This window comes from Enterobacter sp. 18A13 (genome assembly GCF_007035975.1).
Classification (GTDB): Bacteria; Pseudomonadota; Gammaproteobacteria; order Enterobacterales; family Enterobacteriaceae; genus Enterobacter; species Enterobacter vonholyi.
Map to the genome: position 1 here is coordinate 2,488,550 of NZ_AP019634.1, position 19,504 is coordinate 2,508,053.

A 19,504-nucleotide genomic window follows, 5' to 3' on the forward strand; every position below is an offset into this window, starting at 1 on the left:
CTATGGCAGCTCATTTATTATTCGTCACATCAGTAAAGGTGCTTACTGGATGTTCAAAAGCGCGAAAACTGTTATAGCAAAATAAGCTGGGTCTGTTTCTGCCCCCTCCCCCAGACGCGGCTTAGAATGGCATCGACATAATTACATCGCGGAGTTTTGCATGTTTGGTTTGGATGCGTTTCACCTTGCGCGGATACAGTTTGCCTTTACCGTATCCTTTCACATTATTTTCCCGGCCATTACCATTGGTCTCGCAAGCTACCTTGCCGTGCTCGAAGGGCTGTGGCTGAAAACAAAAAATCCGGTCTGGCGCTCGCTGTACCATTTCTGGTCGAAGATTTTTGCCGTCAACTTTGGCATGGGCGTGGTCTCCGGGCTGGTGATGGCCTACCAGTTTGGCACCAACTGGAGCGGCTTTTCACAGTTTGCGGGCAGTATTACCGGCCCGCTTCTGACCTACGAAGTGCTTACCGCCTTCTTCCTCGAAGCCGGGTTCCTCGGCGTAATGCTGTTCGGCTGGAACAAGGTCGGACCGGGTCTGCACTTCTTCTCCACCTGCATGGTGGCGCTGGGGACCATTATCTCTACCTTCTGGATCCTCTCTTCAAACAGCTGGATGCAGACCCCGCAGGGCTATGAGATCGTCAACGGTCAGGTGGTGCCGGTGGACTGGTTCGCGGTGGTGTTTAACCCCTCCTTCCCTTACCGCCTGCTGCATATGTCGATAGCCGCGTTCCTGAGCAGCGCCCTGTTTGTGGGCGCATCCGCGGCATGGCATCTGCTGCGTGGGAATAATACCCCCGCCATCCGGGCGATGTTTTCGATGGCGCTGTGGATGACGCTGATTGTCGCCCCCATCCAGGCCATGGTTGGCGATATGCACGGGTTGAACACCTTAAAGCACCAGCCCGCCAAGATAGCCGCGATTGAAGGACACTGGGAAAATCCGCCGGGTGAGCCTACCCCGCTGCTGCTGTTTGGCTGGCCGGATATGGAGCAGGAGCGCACCCGCTTTGGGCTGGAGATCCCGGCGCTGGGGAGTCTCATCCTGACGCACAGTCTGGATAAACAGGTTCCGGCGCTGAAAGAGTTTCCAAAGGAAGACCGCCCGAATTCCACTATCGTCTTCTGGTCGTTCCGCATTATGGCGGGCCTGGGCATGCTGATGTTGCTGCTTGGGGTAACGGCTCTCTGGCTGCGATATAAAAAGCGCGTTTATTCATCGCGCCCTTTCCTGTGGTTTGCGCTGCTGATGGGGCCATCCGGGCTAATTGCCATTCTGGCCGGGTGGATCACCACCGAAGTGGGCCGCCAGCCTTGGGTGGTCTATGGGCTTCAGCGAACGAAGGATGCGGTTTCTGCCCATGGTGATTTGCATATGAGCGTGAGCCTGCTGGCCTTCTTCGTCGTCTATACCTCGGTATTCGGCGTGGGTTACAGCTATATGGTGCGCCTCATCCGAAAAGGCCCGCAGCCGCATGAATCTTTCGCCACCGAGTCCGACGGACGTCCGGTGCGCCCGCTTTCTGCCGTCACAACTGAACATAAGGAGCAGCCATAATGGGTATCGATCTTTCCATTATCTGGTTTGTGATCATCGTTTTCGCCACGCTGATGTATATCGTCATGGACGGTTTTGATCTGGGGATTGGCATTCTGTTCCCGGCAACGCAGAACGCCGACGATCGCGACGTAATGGTCAACAGCGTCGCGCCGGTCTGGGACGGAAATGAAACCTGGCTGGTGCTTGGCGGCGCTGCGCTGTTCGGCGCATTCCCACTTGCCTACGCGGTGATCGTGGATGCCCTCACCATTCCACTGACGTTAATGCTGATCGGACTTATTTTCCGCGGGGTGGCATTTGAATTTCGTTTTAAGGCCACCCCGGCGCACCGTCCGTTCTGGGATAAGGCGTTTATAGGTGGTTCCATTCTGGCGACGTTTACCCAGGGCGTGACGGTGGGCGCCGTCATTAACGGCTTTACCGTCACCGGCCGGGCCTATACCGGCGGCCCCTTTGACTGGTTTACCGCGTTCAACCTGTTTTGCGGCGCCGGGCTGGTGGTGGCCTATGCGCTGTTAGGCTCGACCTGGCTGGTGATGAAAAGCGAAAACGCGCTGCAGCAGCGGATGCGCGAGGTATCGAAAACGCTGTTAATCGTGCTGCTGGCGTTTATTGCCGCCATTAGCCTCTGGACGCCGCTAGCGCAACCGGCCATCGCCGCGCGCTGGTTTACGCTGCCGAATCTGTTTTATCTGCTGCCGGTTCCTGCTCTGGTGGTGATTTTCAGCCTGTACCAGTGGCGCTGCCTGAATAATCCCGCCAGCCATAGCCGTCCGTTTATTCTGACATTGGGGCTGGTATTCCTCGGCTTTAGCGGGCTTGGGATCAGCATCTGGCCGCATATTATTCCACCGTCGATCACCCTTTGGCAGGCCGCCGCACCGACGCAAAGCCAGGGCTTTATGCTGGTCGGCGCGCTGTTGATCATTCCCGTTATTCTGGTCTACACCTTCTGGAGTTACTACGTATTTCGCGGAAAAGTTCAGCATGGGGAGGGTTATCACTGATGCAACAACCGGTCTGGAAAAGATTACTGTGGCTGGCCATTATCTGGGGCGGCAGCGTACTGGCACTGGCTGCTGTCAGCATGCTCTTCCGTATGCTGATGACGGCTGCAGGGTTTAAATCGCATTAACATCATTCCGGGCAACCGCTGCGTTGCCCTGTTCCCCCGCACTTTCAGATAAACCCCATTAACGCATGGCAGCGTATCGTTACACTGGAAAAAGATTCACAGTGTTTATAGTTTGAGAAGAAAAATGAAAAAGCTCATCGCGTTAAGTGTTATCAGTCTTGTTCTTACCGGCTGCGTTAATCCGGGTAAAGCCTCCGTTCAGCCGGAGCAACTTCAGAATCACCGCTTCGTGCTGGAAAACGTGAACGGTAAGGCCGTGAAGACCGCGACAACGCAACCTGAGCTCAGTTTTAGCGCGCTGCCTGATATCAGCCTGGTGAATAACATCAGCGTTTCCGGCCAGATGTGTAACCGTTTCAACGGACAGGGGAAATTGTCCGAAGGCGAGCTTAAGGTTAAAACGCTGGCCATGACGCGCAAGCTTTGTACTGAACCGCAGCTGAATGAGCTGGATCAGGCCATCGGCGACATGCTGCGCAAAGGGGCGCAGGTCGACCTGACTGAGGACCAGTTAACGCTGGCGACAGCCGATAAAACGCTGATGTTTAAGCGTGTAGAATAATCAGTAGTTACCGCAGCTTCCAACGGCAAGCGACTGTTCGCTACAGCGTTTGCCGTTTGGCAAGGCGCACATCCCAATAGCAGAACCATCAAGCTGGCGAGCGACAGACAGCGAACCGCCAACCATTGCGCAGTTAGCCTGACCAGCGCTGGACATCGCCGCTTTCATTCCCGGCGCCACGTGGGCTGCCGTTGCCTGCTGAACGGGTTCACTGCTACATGCCGACAACAATAATGCGGCACACCCTACCAAAAACGCTGAGCGCATGCTTTCTCCCCCATAAATGATGCGAAACCTATGCATAATAGGCATCACAGCCCATGTCGTCGAGAGCGAAAGTGCGTATTTATGCGCTCCGGAAACAATTTCTCGCAATTTTTTCGCCAAAAGTTTGATCTACTCATTGATGGCGAGAATACCAAGGACACAAAAGCGAAAATCGTAAAATCCCCCGTTTGCTAGAATACACAGATAATATTCAGGGTTTGTTGCCGTAATACAGACCCCTATTTTTTGCGCAATGTAAGGGTGTTGTCCTATGCAAACTATTGACGGTAATGGTGCAGTTGCCTCAGTCGCGTTTCGCACCAGTGAAGTTATCGCCATCTACCCGATTACGCCAAGTTCTACCATGGCCGAGCAGGCGGATGCCTGGGCTGGTAACGGGTTAAAAAACGTCTGGGGCGATGTCCCGAGAGTGGTAGAAATGCAGTCTGAAGCCGGTGCGATTGCCACGGTGCACGGCGCGCTGCAAACCGGCGCGCTTTCCACGTCGTTTACCTCATCTCAGGGATTGCTGTTAATGATCCCTACTCTTTACAAACTCGCCGGTCAACTGACCCCCTTCGTTCTGCACGTTGCGGCGCGTACCGTTGCCACTCACGCGCTCTCTATCTTTGGCGATCACTCTGACGTGATGGCGGTACGTCAGACCGGCTGCGCGATGCTGTGCGCCAGCAGCGTTCAGGAAGCCCAGGACTTTGCCTTGATTTCGCATATCGCCACGCTCAAAAGCCGCGTGCCGTTTATTCACTTCTTTGATGGTTTCCGAACCTCTCACGAAATTAACAAAATCGTCCCGCTGGCTGACGAGACAATCCTGAATCTGCTCCCGCAGGCGGACATTGACGCGCACCGTGCCCGGGCCCTTAATCCGGAACACCCGGTTATTCGTGGCACATCGGCAAACCCGGATACCTATTTCCAGTCCCGTGAGGCCACGAACCCGTGGTACAACGCGGTTTACGACCATGTTGAACAGGCTATGAATGACTTTGCCGCCGCGACCGGTCGGGAATATAAACCTTTTGAGTACTACGGCCATCCGCAGGCGGAACGGGTCATTGTGCTGATGGGGTCGGCCATTGGCACCTGCGAGGAAGTTGTTGATGAACTGCTGACGCGCGGCGAAAAAGTTGGCGTGCTTAAGGTGCGGCTCTATCGCCCGTTCTCGGCCAAACATCTGCTTTCGGCTCTGCCTGAAAGCGCGCGCGCTGTGGCGGTGCTCGATCGCACTAAAGAGCCGGGCGCGCAGGCGGAACCGCTGTATCTGGATGTGATGACGGCCCTGGCAGAAGCCTTTAATCAGGGCGAACGTGAAACGCTGCCGCGCGTGATCGGAGGTCGCTATGGGTTATCGTCCAAGGAATTTGGGCCGGACTGCGTGCTGGCGGTATTCAACGAACTTAGCGAAGCGAAGCCCAAGCCGCGCTTTACCGTCGGTATTTATGATGATGTGACGAATCTGTCCCTGTCGCTGCCGGAAAACACCCTGCCCTCGACCGCCAAACTTGAGGCGCTGTTCTATGGTCTGGGCAGCGACGGCAGCGTCTCCGCGACCAAAAACAACATCAAAATCATCGGTAACTCCACGCCGTGGTATGCCCAGGGGTACTTCGTTTACGACTCCAAAAAGGCAGGCGGCCTGACCGTTTCCCACCTGCGCGTGAGCGAACAGCCCATCCGCTCTGCGTATCTTATTTCTCAGGCTGATTTTGTTGGCTGTCACCAGCTGCAGTTTATCGATAAATACCAGATGGCCGAGCGCCTGAAGCCTGGCGGTATTTTCCTCCTGAATACGCCATACAGCGTGGATGAAGTCTGGTCTCGCCTGCCGCGGGAAGTGCAGGCGGTGCTGAACCAGAAAAAAGCCCGTTTCTTTGTGGTGAACGCGGCGAAAATTGCCCGCGAATGTGGCCTGGCCGCGCGCATCAATACCGTTATGCAGATGGCCTTCTTCCATCTGACGAACATCCTGCCGGGCGACAGCGCGCTGGCGGAACTGCAGGGCGCGATTGCCAAAAGCTACAGCAGCAAAGGACAGGAATTAGTCGAGCGTAACTGGCAGGCGCTGGCGCTGGCGCGCGAGTCGCTGTATGAGGTAGCGCTGCAGCCGGTCAATGCCGCAAGCCCGAACCGCCCTCCGGTGGTGTCCGATGCGGCGCCTGATTTCGTTAAGACCGTGACGGCGGCGATGCTGGCCGGTCTGGGTGATGCCCTGCCCGTCTCTGCGCTGCCGCCGGATGGCACCTGGCCGATGGGCACCACGCGCTGGGAAAAACGTAACATCGCCGAAGCGATCCCTATCTGGAAAGAAGAGCTGTGTACCCAGTGCAACCACTGCGTTGCGGCCTGCCCGCACTCTGCCATTCGTGCCAAAGTGGTTTCACCGGAAGAGATGGAATCCGCGCCTGCGAGCCTGCATTCACTGGATGTGAAATCCCGCGATATGCGCGGACAGAAATACGTTCTGCAGGTCGCGCCGGAAGATTGCACCGGCTGTAACCTGTGCGTCGAGGTCTGTCCGGCGAAAGACAGGCAGGATCCGGAGATCAAAGCCATCAATATGATGTCGCGTCTGGAGCATGTTGAAGAGGAGAAGGTCAATTATGACTACTTCCTGAACCTGCCGGAAATCGATCGCAGCAAACTGGAACGCATTGATATTCGCACTTCGCAGCTGATCACGCCGCTGTTTGAATACTCCGGCGCCTGTTCAGGCTGCGGTGAAACGCCGTATATCAAGCTGCTTACCCAGCTGTACGGTGACAGGATGCTGATTGCCAACGCAACCGGCTGTTCGTCTATTTATGGCGGTAACCTGCCCTCCACGCCCTACACCACCGATGCCAACGGTCGCGGTCCGGCATGGGCAAACTCGCTGTTCGAGGACAACGCCGAATTTGGTCTGGGCTTCCGCCTGACCGTTGATCAGCACCGCGCACGCGTGATGCGCCTGCTGGAGCAGTTTGCCGGGCAGCTCCCTGCCGGGCTCAATGACGCGCTTCATGCGGATGCAACGCCAGAAGAACGTCGTGAGCAAGTCGCCGAGCTGCGTCAGGCGCTTCAGGGCGTGGCGGGAGCTGAGCAGCTGCTGACCGACGCGGACGCGCTGGTCGAAAAATCGATCTGGCTGATTGGCGGTGACGGCTGGGCTTACGACATCGGCTTTGGCGGGCTGGATCACGTGCTGAGCCTGACCGAAAACGTCAATATCCTGGTTCTGGATACGCAGTGTTATTCCAACACCGGCGGTCAGGCATCGAAAGCGACACCGTTAGGCGCTGTGACGAAATTCGGCGAACACGGTAAACGCAAGGCGCGCAAAGATCTCGGTGTAAGCATGATGATGTACGGTCACGTTTACGTCGCGCAAATTTCGCTGGGTGCCCAGCTTAACCAGACGGTAAAAGCGATTCAGGAAGCGGAAGCGTATCCTGGCCCATCGCTGATCGTTGCATACAGCCCTTGCGAAGAGCATGGCTACGATCTGGCGCTCAGCCACGACCAGATGCGTCAGCTGACCGCGACGGGCTTCTGGCCGCTGTACCGGTTCGACCCGCGTCGTGCTGATGAGGGTAAATTACCGCTGGCGCTGGATTCGCGTCCGCCGTCAGATGCCCTGGCCGAGACCTTAATGCAGGAACAGCGCTTCCGTCGCCTTAACGCGCAGCAGCCGGAAGTGGCCGAACAGCTCTGGAAAGATGCCGCGGCCGATCTGCAAAAACGTTATGACTTCCTGGCGCAAATGGCGGGTAAAGCCGAAAAACCGACCAGCGACTAGTACCTCTGCCCGGCTTGTCCGGGCATATTTTTGCCATAAAAAAGCCCGGCGCATTCACACCGGGCGAATCCAGATAATCAATGAATATCTATTTTGTTTACTTAATAGTATTCATGTTAATTATGGATGAATGATCTTAAAGGCATATAACGCATCAAGGTTACCTTAATTAACGCCCGATTAATAATTTCAATTTAATATGCTTAACTTTAAATCATTCATCAAGTCAATGACCGTTTCAGTTGATTTATTCGGTTTAGATTTTACTTAGTTCGTAACAATTATATTTTATTACTCTCGCAGCGGAGTGATTTAGCATGAGACAACTTTCTCATTCTGAAAGTTCAACAGTTAATTAAATAAAAACAACCACAATGGAATATCAAAATGCAAAGAAAAGTACTGGCCCTGATGATTCCGGCTCTGTTAATGGCTGGCGCAACTCATGCAGCAGAGATTTATAATAAAGACGGCAACAAATTAGATCTGTACGGAAAAGTAGATGGTCTGCACTATTTCTCCGACGATAAAGGCGCTGACGGGGATCAAACCTACATGCGTCTGGGCTTCAAAGGCGAAACCCAGATCAACGACATGATGACCGGCTACGCGCAGTGGGAATACAACATTCAGGCAAATAACACCGAAGGGTCTGATAATCAGTCCTGGACGCGTCTGGCCTTCGCGGGCGTCAAAGTGGGTGACTACGGCTCCTTCGATTACGGTCGTAACTACGGCGTGCTGTACGATGTGGAAGGCTGGACCGATATGCTGCCTGAGTTCGGCGGCGACTCCTACTCTATAGCCGACAACTTTATGACCAGCCGCGCCAACGGTGTGGCAACCTACCGTAACACCGACTTCTATGGTCTGGTGCAGGGCCTGAACTTTGCGCTGCAGTATCAGGGCAAGAATGAAGACGCCAGCAACAACCAGGAAGGCACCAACAACGGTCGCGACACGCGTCACGAGAACGGCGACGGCTTCGGTATCTCTACCACCTATGACTTCGGCATGGGCATTACTGCAGGTGCGGCGTACACCTCTTCAGACCGTACCAACGAACAGGTCATGAATACCACAGCGGGCGGTGACAAAGCGGATGCGTGGACTGCGGGTCTGAAATATGACGCCAATAACATCTATCTGGCGGCAATGTACTCTGAAACCCGCAATATGACCCCGTATGGTGATAAAACCGATTCCGTTGCGAATAAAACCCAGAACTTTGAAGTGACCGCCCAGTACCAGTTCGACTTTGGCCTGCGTCCGTCCCTTTCCTACCTGCAGTCGAAAGGTAAGGATCTGGGCAACGGTCAGGGCGATCGGGATCTGGTTAAATACGCTGACGTAGGCGCGACCTATTACTTCAATAAAAACATGTCCACCTACGTTGATTACAAAATTAACCTGTTGGATGAAGATGACAGCTTCTACAAAAACAACGGCATCGGCACGGATGACGTCGTAGCGTTAGGTCTGGTTTACCAGTTCTGATTGTCAGAGCCCGCATCATGGTGCGGGCTCGCTTGTTTTTGAAGTAAGTCACAAGAGATAGTGTCAGAAAGGGATTGGTTGAGGGAAAGTTGAAAGAAAGCTGGTTAGACTACGGAGATAGCCCTTTTCCATTAAGGATAACAGCGTTGTTCGGTCGTGTATCTCTTGCCGTTCTTACCCTTTTAGCATTGGTGTGGATGGCGTTAATTTTTGATTTTGGTGATATTGTCGGGCATCTCGGCGCGCTGTTAAACCATCTGGATGGCAGTTGACCGTTTCCCTGGAAACAAAAAGCCACCAGCAGTGTCGGTGGCGGATATACGCATAGGTCGCGTTATTTTTTCACAGGTTGAGGCTTTTTATCGCCTGATTCAGGGGCCTCACGCGGATCGTCTTTTTCAACACAAAGCATAGTTTCTCCTGTATCAGATAACCATTCTCCACTATAGCCAGGCTGATTAAAGAGTGGCCAGGCGGCAATCATGCCTGCTGTTCACCTTTCTCGCGAAAAGTGAGATAGCCAAATACGCCACTTTCTCCATCCATGGGATGGTTAACCCCGTCCATCACCTTCACCTCTGGAAAATCAAATGGTGAAACGTCTTCAAAACAGGCGACATTCACACCATATTCGTTTGGGTTAGAACGCCGCTGATGGAACGTGTAAATCCCGCACACCGAGCAGAAGAAATGCCGTGCCGTTCCCGTGTTAAAGCGGTACTCGGTGAGCTTATCCTCACCTTTGGTCACCGTAATCCCCGACAGCGGCGCAGAAACGACGACAGCGCCTCGCATTCGACAAAAGGAACAGCTGCAGCGCCGCGCGGTGTTGAGACCATCAGTAAGTTCAACGGTGAATGCCACCGCGCCGCAGTGGCACTTCGCATTTCGTCTTTCAGCCATGGGCTATACCCCTTTTCTCACGAGCTCGGCCGCTTTAACGAAAACCTCGTCTTCTACACCATCGCCTTTTTGCCTGCCGAGTCTGACCAGTTCATCCACTATACTGTTGCGATGGATCGGTTTTTGCGCTGAAACCAGCCCAATAACGGCGGCCCCAATCGCCAGCCCCACTAATCCGGTTTGTTCATCTTTGTTTTTCATATTCATGCTCCTGGTACAACAAACAAGGGTAGCAGGAATATGGTAAAACGGAATGCCAGACACATGATCTGTGAATAATATTTAAACAGTTCAAACAGGTACGACTTCTAAAATCGACAGATACGAACGGGTGTCTATTATTTTGTTTAGCTTCAGACGAGTCTTTTCAAACAAGGTCTGATACTCAGACTCAGTTCTTGCACGTCCTCCATCAAAGCTTGTTAACAAAAGAAGGTCAATTTCAAATCGTCCCTGTTCATTATTTTCTTTTTTAATAAGTGGCTCAAAAATTAATAGCCTGGAGTTTTCTTTCATAGCATTTCTGCAGCATTGAAGTATCTGAATGGCCTTTTCATCAGGCCAGTCCATTAAAATGTATTTAAGTAGATAAATGTCTGCTACAGGACAGGCTTCAAAAAAACTGCCCTCTACGGTCTCCCATCGGCGATGATCATTCAACAGATACAGTCGATTCCGCTCAAGCACGTCTGTTTGATCGAAAAGGATCCCCGTCAGGGTCGGGTTTCGACGTAAAACGGCCAGCAATAAATTACCCAGCCCACCGGCGATATCGGCAACGACAGCGTTTTGAGGGAACGAATAGCTATCTGCGATGACTTCATTCTCTACGGATGACATAGAGGCCATACCGGCATGAAAAATGTTGCTGTCAGCCCCACTATCGTCATGCTGCCAGTACTCGTAAAAAGGCTTGCCAAACAATTCATTAAAGACAGGTTTGCCTTGCAATATCTCATCCATTTTTGCCGCTGGCTGCCAGAATGTCTGGTCTGTCAGCATGAGCACTGCTGCACGCAAGGAAAATTCATGCTCAGAACAGAGGAATTGTGCTGATTGGCTAAGGCTGTATTCAGCGTCAGATAATTCGTTGAAAACTCCACGAGAGGACAATAAGCGCATGATCCGATGAAGATAGTCGCCATCGACATTAAGCTCCTCCGCCAGTTGCGTAACGGTTTTTTTTCCTTCAACCAGACGATCTGCGACCCCTAATACCGCGACAGCCCGAAGTGCTGCCTGCCAGACAAAACCCATGCTTTGCTCTAACAAACACATTCCTTCTTTACGGCTTAGTAAATCCAGACTATTACGTTGTGACATTTTCTGCTCCTTACCAATAAAGATGTGTTGAACAACTAAAAAGTTGCTAACAAGCGTAAGTCTGGCAGTGAGCTTTATCCATAATTTCAGCAAGGTTTACTTCTGCTGTTTCGTATTGGTTTGCATACAGTACATTTAAACACGTAAAAAAACAGGGCCACTTACCCTTCATTTTGATTAGTAATGCGCAGAAACTATTACTTTATAAATGATTGTCTTACATCCAAAAAATCCTGTGACAACACAGGCATTCTCTATTTAGAATCTCGGCGTCAGCCCATACTTTGGCGTTTTGATATTTGCAGCCCAAACCTTGATATTGTTTTGCAACAGAATAGTGAAATCTGATTTTAAATGCGTCACCATTCCATTGACGCTGTCCGCATCAACCACAGAAAAATGTTCAATTCTATTTTGCCCTACCTCAACACAATAATATTTTGCGGGCAGCTCCTTACCATTAACATTTAGCGACTGGTTGTTTTCACCACAACGGCCTTCAGTAATAAATGACACCAGCAAGTTAGCGGATTTCCTCCCTGGCTGAGAAACACTCACCATGACCGGGAAACCTTCCGAGGTCTGTGTCATATCATAAAGGACGGCATTTTTCATATACCAGGTATTATATTCCCGCTCCTGAAAAGCAGACCAGGAAGGCGCAGAAAAGACCACCAGCACTGCCAGTATAAGAGATTCTATTTTCATGGGATGTTGTCGTCCGTGTTGTTGCACGTATTATTCAGATTGTGCAAAAAACAGCAACCCCTTAAGAAAAGCCCTACTACTATTGGCAGTAACGGAGGGATTAATACAAAGAAGAATAAGAAGATAAATGGTAAACCACCGCCATCATGGCGATGCTGACCACGACGCTGATGAAAAAGTACGTTTTGAAAGGCTGCTTTTGGGTTTTATGGCGAAAGAGCTGTTGCCCCACAATGGCGCCAGGCCAGCCACCTGTTACGCCAAATACCAGCAAAGTAGCTTCCGGCACCCTGCGCATCCCCTTCCGCGCCGCCATTTTATCGGCGCCATACATGACTATTGTCAGCAGATTGATCAGCAGAAACCAGATTACCAACGGATTCGGAGTCAACAGGCTAGCAATAGCAGCGAAAATCAGTAGTACATAGCAAAAGCGATTGAGAGTCATTGTTCTGGTCACAGGCTGTTAAACGGTTTTCGACGGCATATGATACCCAAAACAGGTAAAGTTTACTTCTTTAAAACAGGGTGAATGCCTGGCGCTTTACTGATTAACATTTAAACTGCATTAATCAGTAAAGCATCCTTTCATTATAATCGTGCAGTTTACATATTTTTCTTAAAAAAATATTCTGAAACGGCTCACTGCAAAAACACATTGTGCGTGCATCCCTTTAACAAAATAAAAACGAATGCAGTGGCTGTGTAAACAGACGGGTAAGAAATATTGATGGAGATCAATTTATAAAACAAGCAGATAATTTTTAGCCGCGTCGTGTCATGCCCAGCGTTTAGCATTACAGTTGAACACAATTAATTTGACCAGATGGTCAATGAATAACAAAATATCACCGTAGTTAAAAAATAATATCTGCATTCCTTTAGGGGGGTGATGTCCCCCCATTTTTCCGATGTGATAAACCTCATTCCACCATTATCTTCACTTTTGGTTTCGACAGAAGGACTTTTACCAGTTCCTTAAACGGCGTGGGTTTGTAGAAGAAGAAACCTTGTAAGAACTTGATGTGGTTATGGGTGAGATAATCAAGTTGCTCTTGTGTTTCAACACCTTCCGCCACAATACTGATTGATAATTTTTTTGCCAGTTCCAGTACCGAATCCAGTATAACGGTTGAGTCCTCACTGGCATTAACCCTGGCAACAAAGCTTTGGTCGATTTTAATGTAATCGATATGCAGATCCTGCAGGTAGGACAGACCAGAATACCCCGTACCAAAATCATCAAGAGCAATGGCAAATCCAATCTCATGTAGCGCATTGAGGGTCTTAACGAGATGGTCATCGATATCGAGAGGTTCACGCTCGGTCACCTCAATGACCAGGTTAAGATCCTGTCGAGTAAAGCTTTGCTTGTAATGGAGACACTCTTCAACGAAGGTGGACGCAACGATATGGGACGCGCTGAAGTTAATACCGACGTGGAACCCTTCTGGCAGCAACGTAGAGATCGAATTCATATGCGATGCAACCTGACGCATTAAGCTCTGAGTTAAGGGAATGATTAAGCCTGATTTCTCCGCGAGAGGAATAAATGAAGCCGGAGAAATAAACCCTGACTGTGGATGCTTCCATCTGGCCAGCACTTCCACACCTCGTAGCGCCCCCTCTTTGCCGCTGACTACGGGCTGGTAATACGGAATAATTTCATTTCTGTATATGGCGGTACGCAGTGACTCTTCCGGTGAAACATCCTTAGAAAGATATCGCTGAAGAATATAAGCAGAAAGAGACGATATTATCAGCAGGAATAACACTACGCCTCCGGCTCGATTGAGTAATCTCTTAATACTAAAAAGAGGTGGAGAATTAAATTGTACCGAGAAAGGAAAAGCTGAGGCCTTGACCGTTAATACCTCTTTCTTCGTATGGTCTACCGTAGTCACATCGCCTGTCAGGCCTAAAAGGGTATTGCCTACTCTTAGAGAATATTCAACGCCGTTTAATGGCATATCCAGCGCATCCCGGATATGGCTATCACTTATACTAACGATGATTCGGCTTCCGGCGTGGGTTGTCTGGTATAAGAGAACCGGAAGACCGTTGACGGTACTCCCCGAAGGAACCAGGAGCAATGATGACTCAGGCAGCACTGAGCTATTGACCAACAATACGCGGTTTCCCGGTAATGAGGAGCACCAGACCGCGTTATTTTTCAGAATAATGATCGTTCTCAGGTGAGGCTGTAATGCTGCCTCGGTACCCAGCCGATATTGCCCTTCTGCATCACACTCATTCTCGGCAAGTTGCATTGCCATCTGAGTCGCATGACGGGCTTCTTTAAGAATAACGTTCATGTTCCGTACGACGTAGCGCGCCTCTGCCAGGCTGTCAGCACGTGCAGAATACCAAACCTGTAAATTGATGATAAAAACGCCGAGCAAAAACATTGTCGTGGCTGCAGCTAAGGGAATAGATGCATGGCGCATTTAGGGTTCTCGATTTGAGTAAAGTTGCCGCTTCAGCGATCCTGAAGTGATTGAATTATCTTCGTCTTAAGCATGGTTGATAAAGAAATAAATACCATATCAGGCGTCAGAAATTTTCTCGAAAGCCAGATGGGGTGGAAACAAAAGGCCGCCGAACGGCAGCCCTGGTGGATAAGTGTTTATTAGTACCGCTTTATTGTATTGATCGGGGTTCTTTCTGACCAGTCAGGTCGCTCGCCAGCCATGATGGCACGCTGTTGCGTTGGCGTCACAGACTGCGTAATTTCTGGCATTGACTTGTATTCGGGTTGCGTAGGTGGATTGAGAACAAGATCGGAACTACAGCCTGATAACAGCAAAACCGCCAGTAGTAATGAATTAAATTTGAACACGTGCCCCCTTCCAATGGGATAAAGTTATAAGAAAAGCATGGTGCTGATTGCATCCTGGTGACACGTTAATGATATACAAAGCCACGCGCCTGGCTGAAGACAGCAGATTCACCACACAGATAACCCCATAAGGTTATATTTAGTCGGGCAATACGCGCAACGCTTTGTTTTCGTACCCACCAGAGCAAAAAGGTGGAAGGGAAGCCGACTACGCTTCTAATATCGAGGGGGGTTATGCTAAAAACGCTACTTCGTTTCTTTTAGTCAAATGTTAAGAAGGAATTTGAATGGTTAAGGTTGAGGAATTAAAAACGAAGTACCCAGGCGCAGCGGCCTGGCAAATGGGTGACAGCCCGGAACTGGCGAGCAAGCTTGCGGACCTGATTAAAAAAGGAATCAAAACGGCCACCTGCGGATCTTTTGCCTCGTACTCGCAGGATGTGTCTGCACCGCGGGTGGGTAGCTACAACATAATCCTTGATGGACAAAACGTCCCGGTCTGTGTGATCAGGCTGGTTTCACAGCGGCTGGTGCGTTTTTGCGATGTTACTGAAGAATTCGCTCGCAAAGAGGGTGAAGGTGATTTAAGCCTTGAATACTGGCAGAAAGAGCATCAGCGATTTTTCGTCTGCGAAGGCCATTTTTCTGAAGATATGGAACTGATCGCAGAAGAATTTGAATTGGTTGATGTGCTGTAAGCGGAGATTAAGTGGCCAGGATAGTACCTTCGCTGAATTCGTTCCGGTAAAAGACAACGTAAGTTCTCCTCGCGCTGGTCCTCATGGGAGTATCAAAACCTGCGATTTGTTTTTATGCCCAGGATGCACAGGGGCACACAGAAAGCCTGCTACGCTTTTCGCGTATCGGCTCCGGATTTAATGAGCTGTAAAACGTGCTGGTATTCGTCGCCGGAATCCGTACCATACGCGGCATACAATGTTTGCCCCTGCTGGCTCCGAAGGTAGTACTCAATGCAAGAGAATCAAGAGATTAACAAAAAAGAGCAATACAACCTCAACAAACTGCAAAAGCGACTGCGCCGTAACGTGGGCGAAGCCATTGCAGACTTCAACATGATTGAAGAAGGCGACCGCATCATGGTTTGCCTGTCAGGGGGTAAAGACAGCTATACCATGCTGGAGATCCTGCGTAATCTCCAGCAAAGTGCGCCGGTAAATTTTTCCCTGGTGGCGGTCAACCTTGACCAGAAACAGCCGGGTTTCCCGGAGCACATTCTGCCGGAATACCTCGAAAAGCTGGGCGTTGAGTACAAAATCGTCGAAGAGAATACCTACGGCATTGTGAAAGAGAAAATCCCGGAGGGGAAAACCACCTGCTCACTCTGCTCTCGCCTGCGCCGCGGCATTCTGTATCGTACCGCGACGGAGCTGGGCGCGACCAAAATTGCGCTGGGCCATCACCGCGACGATATCCTGCAAACGCTGTTCCTGAACATGTTCTACGGCGGCAAGATGAAAGGCATGCCGCCTAAGCTGATGAGCGATGACGGCAAGCACATTGTGATCCGCCCTCTCGCCTACTGCCGCGAAAAAGACATTGAACGTTTTTCTCAGGCGAAAGCGTTCCCGATCATTCCATGTAACCTGTGCGGCTCTCAGCCGAACCTGCAGCGTCAGGTAATTGGTGACATGCTGCGTGACTGGGATAAGCGTTATCCGGGTCGTATCGAAACCATGTTCAGCGCGATGCAGAATGTCGTCCCTTCCCATCTCGCGGATGTGGAGCTGTTCGACTTTAAAGGCATCAACCACGAGTCAGAAGTTGTGAACGGCGGGGACTTGGCGTTCGATCGGGAAGATATTCCCATGCAGCCAGCGGGCTGGCAGCCGGAAGAAGATGACAGTCAGTTTGAAGAGCTGCGTCTGAACGTGCTTGAAGTGAAGTAAACGATTAGCGTCTCAGAAAAACCGTCTGAGACGCTTCATTCTTTATTTCAGCAGACGTACGCGACAGCTTTTACCCTTAATTTTCCCGTTTTGCAGCTGCTTCCATGCCTTATGGGCAACCTTCTGGCGAACCGCGACATAGGCATGCGCCGGATGGACCGCAATCTTACCGATATCCGCCCCGTCCAGCCCCACATCCCCGGTCAGCGCGCCTAATACGTCACCTGGACGCATCTTAGCTTTTTTACCGCCATCAATGCACAGCGTCGCCATTTCAGCCTCCAGCGGCACAAGGCTAACGCCGGCCGGTGCATTCACCCAGTTCAGCTTAATCTGCAGCATCTCAGAAAGAATATTGGCGCGCTGCGCCTCTTCAGGTGCGCAGAAGCTGATGGCCAGTCCGCTGTTTCCCGCGCGCGCGGTACGGCCAATACGGTGCACGTGTACTTCAGGATCCCATGCCAGCTCAAAGTTCACCACCAGCTCAAGCGATTTGATATCCAGACCGCGTGCAGCGACGTCGGTTGCGACAAGAACTCGGGCGCTGCCGTTAGCGAAACGAACCAGCGTCTGATCGCGATCGCGCTGTTCCAGATCGCCATGCAGCGACAATGCGCTCTGACCGGCGGCATTCAGAGCATCACAGACCGCCTGACAGTCTTTTTTGGTATTACAGAACACCACGCAGGATGCAGGCTGATGCTGGCTCAGCAATTTCTGCAGGAGCGGGATTTTACCCTGCTGAGAGGTTTCAAAGAACTGCTGCTCGATGGCGGGCAGCGCATCAACGCTGTCGATTTCAATGGTGAGTGGATTTTTCTGCACGCGACCACTGATGGCGGCGATAGCTTCGGGCCAGGTCGCAGAGAACAGCAGCGTCTGACGATCGGACGGTGCGAAACGGATCACCTCGTCAATCGCATCGCTGAAGCCCATATCCAGCATCCGATCGGCCTCATCCATGACCAGCGTTTGTAACGCATCCAGCGAGACGGTGCCTTTTTGCAGGTGATCCAGCAGGCGTCCGGGCGTGGCGACAATAATGTGCGGCGCATGCTGGAGTGAATCACGCTGGGCGCCGAACGGCTGTCCGCCACAGAGGGTTAAAATCTTGGTGTTGGGCAGGAAACGCGCCAGGCGACGCAGTTCACCCGCGACCTGGTCTGCCAGTTCGCGGGTCGGGCACAGTACCAGAGACTGGGTCTGAAAAAGCGCCGCATCGATATGCTGCAACAGGCCAAGGCCAAATGCCGCCGTTTTCCCGCTGCCCGTTTTCGCCTGTACGCGTACGTCACGGCCCTCGAGGATGGCGGGCAACGCGGCCGCCTGAACAGGCGTCATCGTGAGGTATCCCAACTCGTTGAGGTTAGCGAGTTGGGCGTCGGGCAGGACATTCAGGGTAGAAAAAGCGGTCACAATTGTCTCTCGTGGTGATCTTAGCGGTCAGATGGCGCGTATCCTCGCAGATCTCGCGGTCCGATGCGACAATTTAATCGGTTCTTCATCGGGCGGCGGGTCGGGCATTGGCTGCGGACGCGGTATGGGATCGGGCATGGGCACCGGATCGGTGGGGATGGGATCGGATTGACGTGAATGTTGCAGTAGCAGAGCGTAAAGGATGCTCATCATTCCCTCCAGAATTGGCTGTCATCCCTTTTAGGGTAGACGCTGAGAATCAGGAGGCAAAAAAAAGCCGACTATGAAGTCGGCGTCGTACGAATCAATTGTGCTATGCAGTAATTCAAAAAAGGAAGTAAGACAATATGGAGCGCAACGCCCATCGCTTGACGTTGCATTCACCTGCGGGAGTAATATTGCACCTTACGGGGTAGATGTTTATTGACTTCGCTCAATTAAAAGAGCGTTTTAATCCCGGAAAAAGAGGAAAAAAGCGTAAATTTACAGCCATTTACTACGATGCAACCACCATGCAACACCCCCAATCAAAACAACTAACATCACGCAAAAGGCCGTAAAGCCGTAGCGATAAGCGCCCCCCGGAATACCGCCCAGGTTGACGCCAAACAACCCGGTCAGAAACGTGCTCGGTAAAAACACCATCGCCATCAGGGACATCGTATAGGTTCTTCTCGCCAGAGATTCCTGCATTACCTGCGCGATTTCGTCCGCCATCACCGCCGTTCTGGCAATACAGGAATCTATTTCATCCAGCCCGCGGCCCAGCCTGTCGGCAATATCCTGCATTCTGCGTCGCTGATCGTCATTCATCCAGGCGAGCCTTTCGCTGGCAAGACGCGCATAAACGTCGCGCTGCGGCGTCATATAGCGGCGCATCACAATCAGCTGCTTACGAAGCAAGGCCAGAAAACCGCGCGGCGGGATCTGCTGATCGAGAAGGTTATCTTCCAGGTCGATGATTTTGTCGTGCAGCTCTTCGATGAACTCACTCGCGTGATCGGTAAGCGCGTCGCACACGTCCACCAGCCAGCTGCCGCAGTCGGTTGGCCCGGTGCCCTCTTTCAGATCGTTGACGATGTCATCCAGCGCCAGAACTTTTCGCTGCCGGGTGGACACAATCAGCCCATCGTCCATGTAGACACGCATCGCAACCAGCTGATCCGGGCGTTCATCCGTGCTGCCGTTAATGCAGCGTAGGGTGATCAGCGTCCCGTCACCCATTCGGCTCACGCGGGGCCGCAGGCTTTCACCCGCCAGCGCATCGCGCACGTTATTAGGCAAGAGCGGAGTCGAGGCCAGCCAGTCAGCGCTGTCCGTGTGGGTGTAGTTCAAATGTAACCAGCAGGGATGCGCGCTATCGATCGCATCATTATCTTCCAGCGGTCGCGCACCGCCGCGACCATCCAGCACCCACGCAAAAACTGCGTCAGGAACGTTAAGTTCAGATCCTTTAATGCTTTCCACAGCGCCTCCGCCTTTTTAGCTCTTTCGGTGTCAGTCTAGCCTCCATCAGGGCTTAATCAACAACTATGTTTTCCATCGCGCTGAAATCGCTCAGGAAATGAACATGCTGGCAAGAGGCAA

General features: G+C 51.7%; 20 protein-coding genes and 1 pseudogene. 10 read left to right on the forward strand and 11 right to left on the reverse strand.

Annotated features, from left to right (window positions below; genetic code table 11):
* Positions 1 to 160: 160 nt before the first annotated feature.
* The 4 genes from FOY93_RS12135 to hslJ all read left to right on the forward strand — a co-directional run bounded on the left by FOY93_RS12135 (position 161) and on the right by hslJ (position 3,261).
* Positions 161 to 1,561: a cytochrome ubiquinol oxidase subunit I gene (locus tag FOY93_RS12135; RefSeq protein ID WP_133294532.1), complete on the forward strand. Its 1,401-nt coding sequence runs from the start codon at positions 161 to 163 to the stop codon at positions 1,559 to 1,561.
* Positions 1,561 to 2,571 (forward strand): cytochrome d ubiquinol oxidase subunit II, encoded by a 1,011-nt coding sequence (gene cydB, locus FOY93_RS12140; RefSeq protein ID WP_115875298.1) that lies wholly within the window; start codon positions 1,561 to 1,563, stop codon positions 2,569 to 2,571. The genes FOY93_RS12135 and cydB overlap by 1 nt, the downstream gene beginning before the upstream one ends.
* A complete protein-coding gene (locus FOY93_RS12145; RefSeq protein WP_008501283.1) occupies positions 2,571 to 2,699 on the forward strand; it encodes a DUF2474 domain-containing protein in 129 nt (42 codons plus the stop codon). Before cydB ends, FOY93_RS12145 begins: the two co-directional genes overlap by 1 nt.
* Before the next feature lie 124 nt (positions 2,700 to 2,823).
* Positions 2,824 to 3,261 (forward strand): heat shock protein HslJ, encoded by a 438-nt coding sequence (gene hslJ, locus FOY93_RS12150; RefSeq protein WP_133294534.1) that lies wholly within the window; start codon positions 2,824 to 2,826, stop codon positions 3,259 to 3,261.
* Here hslJ and FOY93_RS12155 read toward each other — a convergent pair whose 3' ends face one another.
* Positions 3,262 to 3,528 (reverse strand): putative hemolysin, encoded by a 267-nt coding sequence (locus FOY93_RS12155; RefSeq protein WP_143345189.1) that lies wholly within the window; start codon positions 3,526 to 3,528, stop codon positions 3,262 to 3,264.
* Between the two features lie 271 nt (positions 3,529 to 3,799).
* Between FOY93_RS12155 and nifJ the strand changes: the two genes are divergently transcribed.
* The 3 genes from nifJ to FOY93_RS12170 all read left to right on the forward strand — a co-directional run bounded on the left by nifJ (position 3,800) and on the right by FOY93_RS12170 (position 9,093).
* Complete coding sequence (nifJ, locus tag FOY93_RS12160) at positions 3,800 to 7,324, forward strand: pyruvate:ferredoxin (flavodoxin) oxidoreductase (RefSeq protein ID WP_133294535.1); 3,525 nt, start codon at positions 3,800 to 3,802, stop codon at positions 7,322 to 7,324.
* Positions 7,325 to 7,711: 387 nt separating this feature from the next.
* On the forward strand, positions 7,712 to 8,821 hold the full coding sequence (gene ompC, locus FOY93_RS12165; protein ID WP_133294536.1) for a porin OmpC: 1,110 nt from the start codon (positions 7,712 to 7,714) through the stop codon (positions 8,819 to 8,821).
* An 89-nt stretch (positions 8,822 to 8,910) separates the two neighbouring features.
* On the forward strand, positions 8,911 to 9,093 hold the full coding sequence (locus FOY93_RS12170) for a hypothetical protein (protein WP_136194949.1): 183 nt from the start codon (positions 8,911 to 8,913) through the stop codon (positions 9,091 to 9,093).
* A gap of 62 nt (positions 9,094 to 9,155) precedes the next feature.
* Here FOY93_RS12170 and FOY93_RS23715 read toward each other — a convergent pair whose 3' ends face one another.
* The 7 genes from FOY93_RS23715 to FOY93_RS12200 form a co-directional block, all read right to left on the reverse strand.
* Positions 9,156 to 9,233 (reverse strand): hypothetical protein, encoded by a 78-nt coding sequence (locus tag FOY93_RS23715; RefSeq protein ID WP_223239581.1) that lies wholly within the window; start codon positions 9,231 to 9,233, stop codon positions 9,156 to 9,158.
* A gap of 68 nt (positions 9,234 to 9,301) precedes the next feature.
* Positions 9,302 to 9,724, reverse strand: coding sequence for a GFA family protein (locus FOY93_RS12175; protein WP_133294537.1), 423 nt, complete (start codon positions 9,722 to 9,724; stop codon positions 9,302 to 9,304).
* 3 nt (positions 9,725 to 9,727) lie between these two features.
* Positions 9,728 to 9,925 carry a hypothetical protein gene (locus FOY93_RS12180; RefSeq protein ID WP_023312007.1) on the reverse strand — a complete coding sequence of 66 codons (198 nt, stop codon included), beginning with the start codon at positions 9,923 to 9,925 and terminating at the stop codon, positions 9,728 to 9,730.
* Between the two features lie 90 nt (positions 9,926 to 10,015).
* Positions 10,016 to 11,047, reverse strand: coding sequence for a methyltransferase (locus FOY93_RS12185; protein WP_136194950.1), 1,032 nt, complete (start codon positions 11,045 to 11,047; stop codon positions 10,016 to 10,018).
* A 258-nt stretch (positions 11,048 to 11,305) separates the two neighbouring features.
* A complete protein-coding gene (locus FOY93_RS12190) occupies positions 11,306 to 11,755 on the reverse strand; it encodes a hypothetical protein (protein ID WP_115875309.1) in 450 nt (149 codons plus the stop codon).
* A gap of 100 nt (positions 11,756 to 11,855) precedes the next feature.
* A complete protein-coding gene (locus FOY93_RS12195; RefSeq protein WP_127731102.1) occupies positions 11,856 to 12,203 on the reverse strand; it encodes a DUF1294 domain-containing protein in 348 nt (115 codons plus the stop codon).
* 475 nt (positions 12,204 to 12,678) lie between these two features.
* The gene (locus FOY93_RS12200) at positions 12,679 to 14,202 is read right to left on the reverse strand and encodes an EAL domain-containing protein (protein WP_133294539.1); all 1,524 of its coding nucleotides are present in this window, start codon (positions 14,200 to 14,202) and stop codon (positions 12,679 to 12,681) included.
* Positions 14,203 to 14,881: 679 nt separating this feature from the next.
* Between FOY93_RS12200 and FOY93_RS12205 the strand changes: the two genes are divergently transcribed.
* The 3 genes and pseudogenes from FOY93_RS12205 to ttcA all read left to right on the forward strand — a co-directional run bounded on the left by FOY93_RS12205 (position 14,882) and on the right by ttcA (position 16,501).
* Positions 14,882 to 15,292 carry an ASCH domain-containing protein gene (locus FOY93_RS12205; protein ID WP_127731106.1) on the forward strand — a complete coding sequence of 137 codons (411 nt, stop codon included), beginning with the start codon at positions 14,882 to 14,884 and terminating at the stop codon, positions 15,290 to 15,292.
* An 87-nt stretch (positions 15,293 to 15,379) separates the two neighbouring features.
* Positions 15,380 to 15,530: pseudogene (locus FOY93_RS24055) on the forward strand (site-specific integrase); the annotation flags it as partial.
* A gap of 35 nt (positions 15,531 to 15,565) precedes the next feature.
* A complete protein-coding gene (ttcA, locus tag FOY93_RS12210) occupies positions 15,566 to 16,501 on the forward strand; it encodes a tRNA 2-thiocytidine(32) synthetase TtcA (protein ID WP_127731200.1) in 936 nt (311 codons plus the stop codon).
* Between the two features lie 42 nt (positions 16,502 to 16,543).
* Here the strand turns inward: ttcA and dbpA are convergent, their stop codons facing one another.
* The 3 genes from dbpA to zntB form a co-directional block, all read right to left on the reverse strand.
* Positions 16,544 to 17,917 carry an ATP-dependent RNA helicase DbpA gene (gene dbpA / locus FOY93_RS12215; protein WP_143345190.1) on the reverse strand — a complete coding sequence of 458 codons (1,374 nt, stop codon included), beginning with the start codon at positions 17,915 to 17,917 and terminating at the stop codon, positions 16,544 to 16,546.
* A gap of 27 nt (positions 17,918 to 17,944) precedes the next feature.
* Positions 17,945 to 18,127, reverse strand: a complete 183-nt coding sequence (gene ynaL / locus FOY93_RS23720; protein ID WP_115875320.1) for a proline-rich small protein YnaL — start codon at positions 18,125 to 18,127, stop codon at positions 17,945 to 17,947.
* Between the two features lie 273 nt (positions 18,128 to 18,400).
* The gene (gene zntB / locus FOY93_RS12225) at positions 18,401 to 19,384 is read right to left on the reverse strand and encodes a zinc transporter ZntB (protein WP_111965070.1); all 984 of its coding nucleotides are present in this window, start codon (positions 19,382 to 19,384) and stop codon (positions 18,401 to 18,403) included.
* Between the last annotated feature and the right edge of the window lie 120 nt (positions 19,385 to 19,504).

What these genes read in the sequence shown, in the direction of transcription:
- FOY93_RS12135 (WP_133294532.1), top strand. Translation starts at nt 161, where the DNA reads ATGTTTGGTTTGGATGCGTTTCACCTTGCGCGGATACAGTTTGCCTTT.
- cydB (WP_115875298.1), top strand. Translation starts at nt 1,561, where the DNA reads ATGGGTATCGATCTTTCCATTATCTGGTTTGTGATCATCGTTTTCGCC.
- FOY93_RS12145 (WP_008501283.1), top strand. Translation starts at nt 2,571, where the DNA reads ATGCAACAACCGGTCTGGAAAAGATTACTGTGGCTGGCCATTATCTGG.
- hslJ (WP_133294534.1), top strand. Translation starts at nt 2,824, where the DNA reads ATGAAAAAGCTCATCGCGTTAAGTGTTATCAGTCTTGTTCTTACCGGC.
- FOY93_RS12155 (WP_143345189.1), bottom strand. Translation starts at nt 3,528, where the DNA reads ATGCGCTCAGCGTTTTTGGTAGGGTGTGCCGCATTATTGTTGTCGGCA.
- nifJ (WP_133294535.1), top strand. Translation starts at nt 3,800, where the DNA reads ATGCAAACTATTGACGGTAATGGTGCAGTTGCCTCAGTCGCGTTTCGC.
- ompC (WP_133294536.1), top strand. Translation starts at nt 7,712, where the DNA reads ATGCAAAGAAAAGTACTGGCCCTGATGATTCCGGCTCTGTTAATGGCT.
- FOY93_RS23715 (WP_223239581.1), bottom strand. Translation starts at nt 9,233, where the DNA reads ATGCTTTGTGTTGAAAAAGACGATCCGCGTGAGGCCCCTGAATCAGGC.
- FOY93_RS12175 (WP_133294537.1), bottom strand. Translation starts at nt 9,724, where the DNA reads ATGGCTGAAAGACGAAATGCGAAGTGCCACTGCGGCGCGGTGGCATTC.
- FOY93_RS12180 (WP_023312007.1), bottom strand. Translation starts at nt 9,925, where the DNA reads ATGAAAAACAAAGATGAACAAACCGGATTAGTGGGGCTGGCGATTGGG.
- FOY93_RS12185 (WP_136194950.1), bottom strand. Translation starts at nt 11,047, where the DNA reads ATGTCACAACGTAATAGTCTGGATTTACTAAGCCGTAAAGAAGGAATG.
- FOY93_RS12190 (WP_115875309.1), bottom strand. Translation starts at nt 11,755, where the DNA reads ATGAAAATAGAATCTCTTATACTGGCAGTGCTGGTGGTCTTTTCTGCG.
- FOY93_RS12195 (WP_127731102.1), bottom strand. Translation starts at nt 12,203, where the DNA reads ATGACTCTCAATCGCTTTTGCTATGTACTACTGATTTTCGCTGCTATT.
- FOY93_RS12200 (WP_133294539.1), bottom strand. Translation starts at nt 14,202, where the DNA reads ATGCGCCATGCATCTATTCCCTTAGCTGCAGCCACGACAATGTTTTTG.
- FOY93_RS12205 (WP_127731106.1), top strand. Translation starts at nt 14,882, where the DNA reads ATGGTTAAGGTTGAGGAATTAAAAACGAAGTACCCAGGCGCAGCGGCC.
- ttcA (WP_127731200.1), top strand. Translation starts at nt 15,566, where the DNA reads ATGCAAGAGAATCAAGAGATTAACAAAAAAGAGCAATACAACCTCAAC.
- ynaL (WP_115875320.1), bottom strand. Translation starts at nt 18,127, where the DNA reads ATGAGCATCCTTTACGCTCTGCTACTGCAACATTCACGTCAATCCGAT.